The organism is Corynebacterium sp. HMSC076C10 (genome assembly GCF_001812455.1).
Classification (GTDB): domain Bacteria; phylum Actinomycetota; class Actinomycetes; order Mycobacteriales; family Mycobacteriaceae; genus Corynebacterium; species Corynebacterium jeikeium_D.
On sequence record NZ_KV809094.1, the window covers coordinates 18,883 to 31,637 of the forward strand.

The following is a 12,755-nucleotide window of genomic DNA, read 5'->3' on the forward strand; positions in this document are numbered from 1 at the left end:
ATGGGCAAGCACCACCGCCGTTCTAACTTTGCACGCAACGCAGTCGCATTTGGCGCAACTGTCGCCGGCGTTACCGCTCTCGCAGTTCCGACCGCTAACGCTAACCCGCTGAACGACATCCAGGGCGCACTGAACGGCTTCGATACCCCGCAGGTTGCAGGTATGCAGGATGTTGTTGGCAAGTTCAACGACATCGCAGGTGAGGTTACCTCCGGCAGCGTTGCAAACGTTGCAGCACCGTCCACTGGTTCGGCTATCGTCTCCGCTGCACGTTCCAAGATCGGTTCCCCGTACGTGTGGGGCGCTACCGGTCCGAACTCTTTCGACTGCTCCGGTCTGACCTCCTGGGCATACCAGCAGGTCGGTAAGTCGATCCCACGTACCTCCCAGGCGCAGGCTTCCCAGGGTACCGCGGTCTCCAGCCCGGCACTGGGTGACATCGTTTCCTTCTACTCTGGCGCTACCCACGTCGGCATCTTCTCCGGCAACGGCAACGTGATTCACGCTCCGCAGTCCGGCGATGTCGTCAAGGAAGCTCCGATGAACTACATGCCGGTTCACAACTTCGTCCGCTTCTAATCTGTTTGAACGGATGACAACCTGCGGGGCCTTGATGCCCCGCAGAGCCTTGGCTCTCTTTTGAGTGAGGGGGCACTGAGGCGAGCGCCCGGGTGCTGACGCTATGCGCGTCGTAAAGCACTATAGGGGTGCTCGCCTCATTTTTGTTTTTCTACTGCGGTTACGCAATGCGTGGAGTCGAAGGGCTATCCTGGTTACTCCCTTTGGATACCCCTTTGTGCTGGCGGTTTGTCGGTGTGTTGTTCCCCGGCAAGGCTGCTACAATTTGCTCGAATGCGTCAAGTGGTTTGATGTTTTGTTTTTCGGGGAAGAAATTTGAATACACAACTTGAAAAGGGTTTGGATTTGTCGCGTCACCGTGTCTCTCGTCGTCGCCACAACTCTCGTCGCGGTGTAGTCGGGCTTACGGTCGTGACTGGGCTAACCTTTGGCGCCGTAGGTTTGGCGCCGATTGCGTCTGCACAGGATGAACAGCCAGCCCCGGATCTGGCTACTGCAGACGGCATTATTGCAGAGCTGGAGAGGATTTCTCGGGATACCGAAGCGGTTTCTGAGGAAGTTACCGAGCTGGATTCCCAGGTTCAGGCCAAGGAAGAGGAACTCCGGCACGCCGAGGGGGAGCTGAAGCACTCTGAGGATCAGGTTCTCCGAGCACAGGATGACCTCAAGGCGCTCTCTGGTGAGATTTCTTACTTCGCGAAGAAGCGGATGCGTGGTGAAATCGTCGACCCATTGTCGGCCGCCCTGGGATCTGCCAGTGCTCAGGACGCTATCGACCGTGCCGGTTACATCAACAAGATGTTCCGCGACAACGATGAAGTCGTCAGCCGTGCGGTGCAAGCCCGCAAGGATGCTGAGGATGGTAAGGCCAATGCGCTGCGTCTGCAGGGCGATATCCGCAAGCAGCTCGATGACCTGGCTAAGCGTCGCGATGATTTGGACAAGCGCAGCGCCGAATTTGATGAGCGCGCCGAGCATGTCAAGTCCATGGTTGATTCGCTGAGCCCCGAACAGCGGGAAATCTGGATTTCCAAGAACAACCCAATTACCGAAGGGCTGGATAAACTGCTCGGATCTTCCGCCGCAGTTGATGCCGCGATGTCGAAGCTGGGCTCCCCGTACTCGTGGGGAGCTGCTGGTCCCTCTGAGTTCGATTGCTCGGGTCTGATGTACTGGGCGTACCAGCAGATTGGTAAGTCCATCCCGCGGACCTCGCAGGCGCAGCTCGCCGGTGGTACTCCGGTGAGCCGCGACCAGCTGCAGCCGGGCGACATCATCGGTTACTACCCGGGAATCACGCACGTGGGCATGTACATCGGCAATGGTCAGATTGTCCATGCTTCCGACTACGGTATTCCAGTCCAGGTCGTTTCCATCGACCAGGGTGGCCCGTACCAAGGCGCTGTCCGCTTCTAACTAGCGGCAGGTGGCCTCGCGTCCTTTTAGTCAAGGTAGATAAACTCGGCTCCATGTCTGCGCGCGTACTGCTCATTACGAATGACTTCCCGCCTCGCGATGGTGGAATCGAGTCCTACCTGCGTGATTTCTGTGCTCGTTTGGATCCGGAGAACCTCGTAGTCCTCGCGTCCTCGCGAGCTCCGAAGGAAAAGCTCCGCGCCTACGACGAGTCGCTACCGTACCGTGTTTACCGCATGCGTGATTCCGTGCTGCTGCCACTGCCGCACGTAGCTCGTCGCGCCGCTCAGATTATTCGCACCGAACGCATTGACACCGTATGGTTTGGTGCCGCCGCGCCACTTGGTTTGCTTGCCGACGCATGCCGTCGCGCAGGTGCCACCCGCATCGTTGCTACCACTCACGGACATGAAGTGGGCTGGTCGATGCTGCCATTGGCCCGCCAGATGCTGAGGCGCATTGGTAAGAGCTCCGATGTTGTGACCTATATTTCCCGCTACACCCGTGGTCGATTTGCGGCAGCCTTTGGTCCGCAAACAGCATTTGAACGCCTGCCTTCCGGTGTCGATATCGAGCGATTTTCTCCGGACCCCGAGGCGGGACAGAAGATCCGGCAGCACCACGGAATCGGTGAGTCCCAGCCGCTTATCGTCTGTATTTCTCGGCTAGTGCGCCGAAAAGGCCAAGATATGCTGATTCGCAGCATGCCTAAGGTTCTTGAGCAGCACCCGGATGCCAGGTTGCTGATCGTGGGCGTTGGTCCGTTGAACCGAGAATTGAAAAAGCTGGCAGTAAAGCTCGGGGTCTCCGAGCAGGTCATTTTTGCCGGCAAGGTCTCTTATGATGACCTCCCCGCCTATTACAATGCGGCCAGCATTTTTGCCATGCCCGCCCGAACCCGCGGACGTGGCCTCGATGTAGAAGGCCTCGGCATTGTCTACTTGGAAGCACAGGCCTGCGGTGTCCCTGTCATAGCTGGCAAGTCTGGTGGCGCCCCGGAGACAGTTATCGATGGCGAAACTGGCATCGTTGTCGACGGGGCCTCGAAGCGCAGCGTCGCCACCGGGCTGGTTGAGATTTTGGATAATCCGGAGCGCGCGGCGGCGATGGGAGCCTGTGGTCGGGAGCATGTTGTGCAGTCGTGGACCTGGGAGGTCATGGCTGCTCGGGCTCGCCGAATTCTCCGAACCTGCGCAATCCCTTTATAATCAACTGTTATGTCCACCGATATTCCGATTCATCCGAGCTCAGACGAGTCCGACGCCGCTGATCGCCCGGCTATCGGTTTTGATATTGGTGGAACAAACCTGCGCGCTGCAGTGGTCAGCGCTGATGGGCAGGTGCTGTATCGAGTTCAGACTAGTTCTGACGGCAGTGTGGATGCCATTGAACGTGGCATTGTCCAGACATCCGAGCGCTTGGTTGAACGCTTTCCAGATGTCAGCGCCATCGGTTTAGCTGTAGCTGGTTTTTTGGATTCTGACCGCCAGACGGTTCGTTTTGCCCCGCATCTGCCGTGGCGCGATGCGAACGTCGTCAAGCGTTTATCCTTGCTTCTCCCATGTCCGCTGCAGCTTGAGCACGATGCCAACTCGGCCGCCTGGGGTGAGTATCGCTTTGGTGCGGCTCGCGGTGCGGATAATTGGGTGCTGTTTGCGCTGGGTACGGGAATCGGCGGCGCGATGATGCAGGGTGGTGAGATTTACCGTGGCGCGTACGGCACGGCGCCGGAATTCGGCCACCTCACCGTTGTGCCGGATGGTCGACCTTGCTCCTGCGGAAAGCGTGGTTGCTTGGAGCGTTACTGCTCGGGTACGGCGTTGGTTACCACCGCTCAGGAACTCTCTGAATCCGGTCGCTACTTCTCGCGGCTTACCGACGGACTCGTGGCCGGCTCGGTAACTGGTACCGATGTCGTCTCGGCTGCTCGCCAGGGGGATGAATTGGCTCTAGCTGCGATTGATGACTTTGCTACCTGGCTGGGGCGTGGCCTGTCGATGGTGGGCGATGTCTTTGATCCGGAATTGATTGTTATCGGTGGCGGTGTTGCCTCGGCGTCTGATCTATACCTGGACAAGGCCAAGGCCGAGTTTGCCCGCAATCTCACCGGCGCTGGCTATCGTCCGGTAGCGGATGTGCGGGTCGCTGAACTAGGTGCGGATGCTGGGTTGATCGGTGCGGCGGATATTGCGCGCAGCGTTGTGGCTGCCGAGGGCGCGGCATCGTCGTAAAGCGTCAATTGGGGGATTGCAGGGGAATTCGCCCGCGAAAAGGTGGGGGAATGGCTGCGGAGATGGATCGTCGGACCACCTGAACCTGTATAGTTTTAAACTGTGAATAATCGCTGGTACAAGTTCTTTAAGTACATCCTCATTGGCCCTTGGCTGCGGATCTATAATCGCCCGTACTACATCGGTGGTGAGAAGATTCCTCAGGAAGGTCCAGCGCTGATGGCGTCGAACCACCTTGCTGTGATGGATCACTTTTTCTTCCCACTGGTCTGCCGCCGTCAGCTGACGTTCTTGGCGAAGGCAGAGTACTTCACCACGCCGGGCTTTGTCGGCGGTATCCAGAAGTTTTTCTTCTCCTCGGTGGGGCAGGTGCCGATTGACCGTACCTCTGGTGATGCAGCTCGCGATGCGCTGAACGCCGGCTTGAAGGTGCTGTCACGCGGTGACCTGCTGGGCATTTCCTTGGAAGGCACCCGTAGTCCGGATGGTCGACTGTACCGCGGTAAAACCGGTGCGGCACGTGTCGCGCTGGAGGCCGGTGTGCCGGTGTTCCCAATGGCGATGATTGATACGGAGAAGGCCAACCCGATTGGTTCGTGGATTCCTCGTCCGGTGAAGGTCGGCACGATTATCGGCGATCCGATTGATCCGTCGGAGTACAAAGCCAAGTACAGCGATGAGTATGAAGCGGCCAGGGCACTGACGGATGACCTGATTAAGGAAATTCAGAAGCTTTCGGGCCAGGAATATGTCGATGCTTACGCGACTGATGTGAAGAAGTCCTTGGAGGCCGGCACCGGCTATCCAGCGGGAACCGAGCCGGGTGGAGAGCTGACCACGCCGGCTCCGGGGCCGAAGCCGACCCCTCGTCGCTGGTTTCGACGCGCTCGCTAGAATAATTAGGCGCAGATAGTTTTCGCGACAGTGGGGCTGCACACTTCCTATGGCGATTCGGTGCATGGGTAAGATTTGCTCGGTAGGGCTCCACGGTCTTTTGGTCGCGAGGTAGCCGACGCGAGGCCGAGGCTGGAGAGGATTCCACACCGTGCGTTATTTTTATGACACCGAGTTTATTGAAGACGGCAAGACTATTGATCTTGTCTCCATCGGTGTCGTAGCTGAGGATGGCCGCGAGTACTACGCGGTGTCTACCGAGTTCAATGAGAGCAAGGCCGGGCCGTGGGTTCGGACCAATGTGCTCAATCAGCTGCCCAACCCCTCATCTCCGCTGTGGAAGAACCGGGACACGATCCGCGAGGAACTGCTGGCATTTTTCACCGAACCCGGTACGGGCAGCCCAGAGCTGTGGGCCTGGGTAGGCGCCTACGACCACATTGCGTTGGTGCAGCTTTGGGGCGATATGACCAAGCTGCCGCAGTTTATGCCGCGCTATACCCGTGAACTCAAGCAGTACTGGGAGATGGCGGGCAAGCCACGGTTGCCGAAACAGACTGCAGGTAAGCACGACGCGCTGGCAGATGCCCAGCACAATCTGCTGAAGTTTCAAAAGATTGCCCAGAAGTTGCCGCTTGATTAAGCAGCGGAGTTCGAATATTTGGTGACTTGACTAACACCCTTCTGGCAGGGGCACTACAATGAACTTCTGTGAGTTGGACTATTGATCTCCCTGTAGATGACCTGCCCGATCTGCCACCGCTTCCCGGCGACATGGCTGAGCGTTTTGCTGATGTCGTATCCCGCCAAGCCCTACAGCAGCCAAGCTGGGATGCCCGCGCCGCTGCAAACGTACGTCGCATTCTCGAATCGGTACCGCCAATTGTGGTCGCGCCTGAGGTTCGTAAGCTTCGTCAGGAGCTTGCCGACGTCGCTAATGGTAAGGCCTTCCTGTTGCAGGGTGGCGATTGTGCGGAGACCTTTGAGTCCAATACTGAGCCGCACATTCGCGCCAATGTGAAGACCTTGCTGCAGATGGCCGTTGTGCTGACCTACGGCGCATCCACCCCGGTCGTAAAGATGGCTCGTATCGCTGGTCAGTACGCCAAGCCGCGCTCGAAGGATATCGACGGCGACGGTTTGCTTAGCTACCGCGGTGACATGGTCAACGGCGTTGAGCCGACCGAAGAAGCTCGAGTTCACGACCCAGCTCGAATGGTGCGTGCTTACGCCAATGCCTCTGCGGCGATGAACCTGGTACGTGCACTGACAGGTTCGGGCACCGCTGACCTGCACCGTCTGCACGAGTGGAACCGTGAGTTCGTCAGCAACTCGCCGGCTGGCGCCCGCTACGAGGACCTGGCACGCGAGATTGATCACGCACTGCAGTTCATGGCTGCCTGTGGTGTTGCGGACTCGAACCTGCAGACCGCGCAGATTTACTGCTCGCATGAGGCGCTGGTTGTTGACTACGAGCGCGCTATGCTGCGCCTTTCTGAAAACGATGGCAACCAGGAGCTGTTCAATCTCTCCGCGCATCAGCTGTGGATTGGTGAGCGCACCCGTGGCATTGAGGACTTCCACATCAACCTGGCTGCCATGATTGGCAACCCCGTCGGTGTGAAGATTGGCCCGACCACCACGCCGGAGGAGGCTGTCGCTTACGCCGACAAGCTCGACCCGTTCTTCCAGCCAGGTCGCCTGACCCTGACTTCGCGTCTGGGCAATGACAAGGTTCGCTCCGTGCTGCCTCCCATCGTTGAGGCTGTGGAAGCTTCTGGTCACAAGGTCATTTGGCAGTGCGACCCGATGCACGGCAACACTTACTCGGCCTCCAATGGTTACAAGACCCGCCATTTCGACCGCATTGTCGACGAGGTTCAGGGCTTCTTCGAGGTGCACCGCTCGATCGGTTCGCACCCGGGCGGTATCCACGTGGAGCTGACCGGCGAAGATGTCACTGAGTGCCTCGGTGGCGCGCAGGACATTTCCGATGTCGACCTGCCAGGCCGTTACGCATCCGCTTGTGACCCGCGTTTGAACACTCAGCAGTCGCTGGAGCTGGCCTTCCTGGTTGCCGAGATGCTGCGCAACTAGTTGCATCCAGCTCAGCTAGGTACAACTAGCCCAGCTAGTGCACCGCCGCACTCATTAGCGCGCCGCACTTTTTACAGAGTGCTGACCGAAATGCTGTCACCCGCCGTGGCCTTAGCGCCCGGTCGGGGTGACTGCAATACGATGCGATCGTTCTCGTTCGCAGAGCCGTCGATGTCGAGCTGAAGATGCTGTTTCTCCGCTTCACGACGTGCCTGCGCAACAGTTTTACCCAGCAGCTGCGGAACCTTCACTGCTCTGGATACGGTCAGCGTGACAGTCGCATCATTGGGGTTAACCAGACGACCCGCACTCGGTGAGACTGCGTCGACACGGCCGTAGTCGCGCGAGGAGGAGGACGCGTCCTTTACTTCGCTTACCTCAATGCCCTCGCGCTGCAGAATTTGGCGAGCAGTATCCTCCGACTTGCCCACGACATTGGGCACTTCGATGCCGTTGTTAATGGTCAACGTCACAGAACTACCGCGTTCGAGGCCAGTGCCTTCCTCAGGAGACACGGAAAGAACCTCTTCCGGCTCAGCAGAGGAGGAGAACTCCGCCGATACTTCTCGGACCTCCAGCCCGGCCTTGCTCAACAGCTCACGAGCTTCATCCTCTTGAAGCCCCACGATCTTTGGCACCTTCACCGGTGCTGGCCCCTTGGAGTAATGCACAGTCACAACTGAGCCAACCTCGACGGTCTGTCCTGGAGCAGGAACCGCAAAGACCAAGCCGCCGGTGGAGACATCATCGGAAAAGACGGGGTCTCCGACCTCTTCTTTCAACGTCCGCTTAGCTAGGGCAGCGCTGAACACTTCCTTTGAGTGGTTCGCGGGATATGCGGGCACAGTCGGGCGGCCGAGACTGACCAGTACGCGAACATCATCACCGCGGACAACCCGCGCTCCAGCCAGGGGGTCCGAGCCAATAATCTGGGACACTGCGACATCGTTGTCGTAGCGCTCATCAACCACCGGTTCAAAGCCCGCCTCACTGATTGCGGTCATCGCCTGTGGTTGCGACAGCCCAGTGATAGAGGGCACTTCGCCATAACGGCCAGAGCCCAGCCACCACGCGCCAAGCCCCATGCCCAACGTGGCAACCAGGGCGATAATCAGCCACAATGCACATCCACGGCGCGTCCGCTGTCGGGTAGCTCGACGGCTCTTAGGCGTCTGAGTCTGAGCAGATCGCGGCTGCGGATGCTGTGGGTGCTGTGGGCCCTGAGTGTCCGGCGGCAGCGGATATTCCGGAGCGCCTGGAACGTCGGCTGGTACGAGAGCTCCACCAGACGGCTCCGGGGATTCCCAGCCAGGGGGGTTGTACTCGTCATAGCGATCGAAAGTGCGTGTCCGCCCCGCATCCGGGTCGTCGAAATCATCGAAAACGTTTGGTGGTCCCGGTGGTCGGGAAGAAACGGGGCTACCGGGTGCGTCCGTCGAGAAGCCATAGCCGTCGTGACCGAAGCGCTCGGGTGCCGTCTCTGCGGTGCCGTGTCTGTCATCGAAATGGTCGTTGCCCGGTCGGTGGAAGTCCTCTGTGAGCCCCTCCATGGCGGCAGCGTTGGCGGCTGCTGAATTGACGGGCGACGGCACGCGGAATGGTGGCAGCGCGAGTTTGTCCGCAATGTCTTCGAGTGCGTCACCGAATTCCTCGGCCGTCTCAAACCGATCCTCCGGCCTGCGGGAACAAGCGCGGGCGACCAACTCGTCGAACTCCTCGGGAACGCCGTCGATGAACTCCGAGGGTGGCGGGACATCTTCGTTCAATCGCTTCATGGCAACGCCGAGCGAAGAATCGGCGATGAATGGCGTGGTGCCGGTAAGCAGCTCAAAGAGCAAAATACCCGCCGCATACACATCGGATGCAGGGGAGATGGATTCACCCGTGACCTGCTCCGGAGCCAGATAAGCGACGGTGCCGACGATGACCGAGTTAGAGGTCACCTTGGCATCAGCGGCCGCGCGCACTAGACCGAAGTCCGCCAGCTTCACTCGCCCGTCCGAGGCAATCAGCACATTTTCCGGCTTGATATCTCGGTGCACCATGCCGCGGGAATGCGCCACCGATAGGGCGCGTAGAACTGAGCGCATCACGACGGCAGCTGCATGCGGAGGCATCGGACCGCGCTGACGGAGCAGTTCGCGGAGGGTCCCACCGTCGACGAATTCCATAATGAGGAAAACATGCCCCGCCGGGTCCGTGCCCTGGTCGTAGACGTTGACGAGCGACTCGTCATTGAGGTGCGCGACCGCGCGGGCCTCACGTTCGAAGCGGATGCGGAAAGACTCGTCGTCGACAAAACGCGGATCCATGACCTTTGCGGCCACCCTGCGATCGAGCCGCAAATCGGTGGCGCAGTACACGGTGCTCATGCCACCGTGTGCGATGGTGGCTCCGATGCGGTAGCGACCATCGAGAATCTGCCCCTCGACAAGCTGCGACATAAACCAGCCTTCCCTGTTCCAATCAGTTGCTTCTAATAAGTATATGGGGACGTACCTACTGCAAGGCCAACGCGCTAAAGTGACCAGTGTGAGAAAGATTCCAACTTGCCACGATGTCCTGAGCGCCGACGAACCCACTCTTGCGCTGCCCGATGCCGCTGACCTCATTGGCGTCACCGTCACCCGAATTCACGCGTTGCTGCAGGAGGGTCGCCTTATTGCAGTCCACCGCGACGGCATTGCACAAATTCCCGCCCGCTTCTTTGAAGATGATGAGGTCGCGCGTTTTGTACCTGGCGCACTCGCATTGCTTGCCGACGGCGGCTACACGCGAGAAGAAACGCTGGAGTGGCTATTCACCGAAGATGAATCTCTGCCTGGACGTCCGGTGGACGCCCTGCACGGTCACCTTGCACGCGAAGTAATGCGCCGCGCACAGGCTATGGCGTTGTAAAGACCCGGACGGCGTCCTACGCTCGCCGTCCTACGCCCGCGATAGCTCCTGTCGTAATCGCCCGGCCACTGCTGTGAAAAGCAGCGGGAGGGCGATTTTTGCTTTTCGAGCGCGTCCCACTTGAGCGCGTTGCGCAAAGACGTTGTAGTTCATGCGCTCAATTTCGCCGAGAATGTCTGAGTAGAGAATCTCCGCGGCACGGATAGCCTGACGCCCTGGCACCTCCAACATGTCCACGCCGCTGCTGGCTTCGGCATAGAGTGCGCGGTTGCGAGCGATGAAGAAGGCCAATGCCTGACGTACCGCCGGGGTCGTCTGTCCCGTGGCGGCACAGTAGCCGATCTCCTCGGTACCCACTCCGAAGGCCTCCCACTCATTCAGTGGTAGGTAAATACGGCCACGGCGAAAATCCTCGGCGATGTCGCGGAGGAAATTTGTCACCTGAAAGGCTTTTCCCAGGCACTCTGCGTAGGGGGTGGCTTCCTCACGGGAGACTCCTGTGCGGGTGCCTAGGATAGGCATCATCTCAAGGCCAATGACTGCTGCGGAGCCCCACATATACGAGTCGAGTTGCTCCCATGTTTCAAAATGCGCAATGTGGCACGATGTGTCGGGCACGTCCATCAACATGGAGTGAACAAAGTCCGCAGAGAGCTGTGGATCAATGTCGTAGTCGCGAAAAGTCTGTGCGGCCGCCGAGATGACGGCACGGTCGCGGTCGCGGTGGACGTCGTCAAGCGAACCGATGACGACAGCTGAGTGGAAAAGCTCGCTTAAACGTGTGACCGTGGCTTCGATGTGCGTGGGGGAGCGGTCGGCCTCGGCGGGGCAGTCGACGTAGTCATCGACGATGCGTGCCCAGGCGTAGAGAGACCACACCGCACGCTGTTGGCGGGGTGCCAATAGTCGCGTGGCCAGGGAATACGTGCGACCGTGGGAGGCCATGATATCGCGGCAGAGCTCGTAGGACTGTGGCAGCGCGATTGTCGAGAGAGGCTGTGGGGTGGGCATGGACAACTATGCGACCTCGGTCGACCGCGATAGGGGCGCTACCGTGGAATCCGTGTCTGCGGCGGTTTTATCGTCGCGCCACGGGTACTTCCAGCTGAACTTTCCAGTGGTCAGCCAGCCGACGGCCAGCCAGCCGAGAACGGTGATGATAACCATCCAGGGCACGTCGTAGAAGCGGTGATTGCCGCCGCCGGCGAAGGACAGCGACAGGATGAATGTGAACAACACGGTGCCTTGAATCACCCATCGTGGCGGGCGAATCGTTCCCATGGGAGTCAACAAGCTGGCGTAGTACCAGGGAAGTGCCACGGCATTAAATACGCAGGCCACCACGTAAGCGGCAATCATGCCAGCGACATTGTTACGAGGGGTGGCTCGGAAGTAGAACCAGGAGATCACGAGTCCCACCAGCATGATGATAGAGGAGACCACGCGTGTGTGGCTGACGATGACATTGAAACCGATGTCGTCGTTGAACCACGCCATGACGCCCGAGATCACACCAGCGACCGCTGACGGTGCTGCCAGGGGGTTAATCACCTTGGTATTGCCACTGATCTCGGAAATCCAGCCCCAGCTCGAGCCGGTCAGCCAGGTCACCACTGCAAGCGTGCCGACGCAGACTGCGACCAACACGATGCCCACACCGGCAATCGCCGGAATCTTGCGCAGCATCTCTTGAACCGTGGCGATGGGCTGGCGCCTGGTCAACACAATCCACACGACGAAGGGCAGCGCCAGGACAGCGGTGGCTTTCAGCGCGACGCCGATTCCGATGAGGACAGCAGCGACCAGGCCACCCCGCATGTGCTCCATGTGCAGTGCGGCGACTAGTGCCAGGCTGACCAATCCGACCATCAGTGCCTCGTTGTGCATACCCGCAATCAGATGCAGTAGCACCAGTGGATTGAGCACACCGAGCCACTGTGCGAAAGCCGGATTTGCTCCAAGCTCCCGGGCGATTCGCGGGATCGACCAGACAATGGCGGCGAAGCCCAGCAGACACACAATGCGGTAGAGAATCACGCCGACGGTGATGTTGTCGCCTACAATCCGCGTGATGACCTCGCCAATTCCCAGATGCAGCGGGCCATACGGGGTGGTGGTATTCCGCCAATCTGCGGATACCTCCAGCAGCATCGGCCCTGGATTAGCTGCAGCTCCCTCGGTGTAGGGATCAAACCCATCGCGGACCATCGCGCCCTGCATGAGATACGAATAGACATCGCGAGAGAACAGCGGTGCGGCCAGCGCGAGGGGAATTGCCCAGGCCATCAGGATTGAATTGAACCGACGCAACGTGGACTCATCGCCGCCAGCGTTCGCTGGAACCGCAGCGTCTGCTGCGTCGCCAGCATGGGCAGAACCGGCCACAATGTCCCGGATGGTCCCCTTCGAGAACAGCAGTTCCCGCCCGATGCGCAGCCACGAGATAAGCAGCAGGGCGATACCTACCCAAATCACAATCTCACAGAAAATCTGACCGTGACCGTAGGTGATCCAGTCGAGTCCCAGAGCGTGGACAAGGCCGCCACGGTAGCGATTCGCACCGGAACCGTAGGAGCCCAGAGCAATGAGGATGCCACCGTAGACACCCAGCTGAGCACTCCGCGATAAATTCATGTCAAC

Annotated in this window: 11 protein-coding genes; 8 read left to right on the plus strand and 3 right to left on the minus strand. The window is 59.3% G+C overall.

The features are described from left to right. The 7 genes from HMPREF2857_RS01670 to HMPREF2857_RS01700 all read left to right on the plus strand — a co-directional run bounded on the left by HMPREF2857_RS01670 (position 1) and on the right by HMPREF2857_RS01700 (position 7,217). Entirely contained in the window at positions 1–579 is a 579-nt protein-coding gene (locus HMPREF2857_RS01670; protein ID WP_048731217.1) for a C40 family peptidase, read from the plus strand. A 345-nt stretch (positions 580–924) separates the two neighbouring features. Continuing rightward, positions 925–1,995 carry an NlpC/P60 family protein gene (locus HMPREF2857_RS01675; RefSeq protein ID WP_350309465.1) on the plus strand — a complete coding sequence of 357 codons (1,071 nt, stop codon included), beginning with the start codon at positions 925–927 and terminating at the stop codon, positions 1,993–1,995. Positions 1,996–2,048: 53 nt separating this feature from the next. Further along, positions 2,049–3,203 carry a glycosyltransferase family 4 protein gene (locus HMPREF2857_RS01680; RefSeq protein ID WP_049192937.1) on the plus strand — a complete coding sequence of 385 codons (1,155 nt, stop codon included), beginning with the start codon at positions 2,049–2,051 and terminating at the stop codon, positions 3,201–3,203. A gap of 9 nt (positions 3,204–3,212) precedes the next feature. After that, the gene (locus tag HMPREF2857_RS01685; protein ID WP_070595622.1) at positions 3,213–4,226 is read left to right on the plus strand and encodes an ROK family glucokinase; all 1,014 of its coding nucleotides are present in this window, start codon (positions 3,213–3,215) and stop codon (positions 4,224–4,226) included. A gap of 102 nt (positions 4,227–4,328) precedes the next feature. Next, positions 4,329–5,120 (plus strand): lysophospholipid acyltransferase family protein, encoded by a 792-nt coding sequence (locus HMPREF2857_RS01690; protein ID WP_049170252.1) that lies wholly within the window; start codon positions 4,329–4,331, stop codon positions 5,118–5,120. A 151-nt stretch (positions 5,121–5,271) separates the two neighbouring features. After that, on the plus strand, positions 5,272–5,763 hold the full coding sequence (locus HMPREF2857_RS01695; protein ID WP_048731205.1) for a polyadenylate-specific 3'-exoribonuclease AS: 492 nt from the start codon (positions 5,272–5,274) through the stop codon (positions 5,761–5,763). A 68-nt stretch (positions 5,764–5,831) separates the two neighbouring features. Beyond that, positions 5,832–7,217, plus strand: a complete 1,386-nt coding sequence (locus HMPREF2857_RS01700; protein ID WP_005510339.1) for a class II 3-deoxy-7-phosphoheptulonate synthase — start codon at positions 5,832–5,834, stop codon at positions 7,215–7,217. 71 nt (positions 7,218–7,288) lie between these two features. On the opposite strand, the gene HMPREF2857_RS01705 is transcribed toward HMPREF2857_RS01700, so the two are convergent. After that, positions 7,289–9,661 carry a Stk1 family PASTA domain-containing Ser/Thr kinase gene (locus tag HMPREF2857_RS01705; protein ID WP_016423017.1) on the minus strand — a complete coding sequence of 791 codons (2,373 nt, stop codon included), beginning with the start codon at positions 9,659–9,661 and terminating at the stop codon, positions 7,289–7,291. A gap of 79 nt (positions 9,662–9,740) precedes the next feature. On the opposite strand from HMPREF2857_RS01705, the gene HMPREF2857_RS01710 reads away from it, so the two are divergent. Continuing rightward, positions 9,741–10,115: an Rv2175c family DNA-binding protein gene (locus HMPREF2857_RS01710; protein WP_005510311.1), complete on the plus strand. Its 375-nt coding sequence runs from the start codon at positions 9,741–9,743 to the stop codon at positions 10,113–10,115. 30 nt (positions 10,116–10,145) lie between these two features. On the opposite strand, the gene HMPREF2857_RS01715 is transcribed toward HMPREF2857_RS01710, so the two are convergent. After that, positions 10,146–11,126, minus strand: a complete 981-nt coding sequence (locus HMPREF2857_RS01715) for a phytoene/squalene synthase family protein (RefSeq protein WP_069359196.1) — start codon at positions 11,124–11,126, stop codon at positions 10,146–10,148. A 6-nt stretch (positions 11,127–11,132) separates the two neighbouring features. Next, on the minus strand, positions 11,133–12,749 hold the full coding sequence (locus HMPREF2857_RS01720) for an alpha-(1->6)-mannopyranosyltransferase A (RefSeq protein ID WP_070642410.1): 1,617 nt from the start codon (positions 12,747–12,749) through the stop codon (positions 11,133–11,135). Between the last annotated feature and the right edge of the window lie 6 nt (positions 12,750–12,755).